Source organism: Streptomyces beijiangensis (genome assembly GCF_017315755.1).
Classification (GTDB): Bacteria; Actinomycetota; Actinomycetes; order Streptomycetales; family Streptomycetaceae; genus Streptomyces; species Streptomyces beijiangensis.
In genome coordinates this window covers 1-349 of sequence record NZ_JAFLRJ010000975.1, presented here as the reverse complement: position 1 = coordinate 349, position 349 = coordinate 1, and the positions used below count along the sequence as shown (strand labels likewise).

The 349-nt window shown below is 71.3% G+C and carries 1 protein-coding gene; it reads right to left on the bottom strand.

Features of this window, described 5'->3' with window-relative positions; genetic code table 11:
* The coding region (locus tag J0695_RS40155) for a helicase associated domain-containing protein (RefSeq protein ID WP_206969754.1) at positions 1 to 349 on the bottom strand (349 nt) is incomplete at both ends.

The window sequence follows — 349 nt, the reverse complement described above, 5'->3', positions numbered from 1 at the left end:
GCGCGCAGGTAGCGGCGGTGCCAGTCGGTCCAGGGCAGGTTCCAGTCGGGGGCGATCGCGTCGAGCGCCTGGTGCTGCTCGGGGAGAAGACGGCCAGCCTTAGCTTTGCGGCGCTGGGCCGCCAGCCAGGAGCCGAGCGGATGGCCGCCGATCTCCTCCTTGACGGGAACGCTGAGGTGGCCGTGGTCGGCCGCCCAGCTCCGGGCGTGTCCGAGCATGGACTCGAACGTACGGGCCGGTGTCGCCCACATCATGCCCAGGGCGTCCAAGGCCTGTTTGTGCTCGGTGGGTAGGCGGCCCAGGAGGTGGCGCAGGCGGAGGTTGGTCACGCACTCGCCCAGGGCGAAGC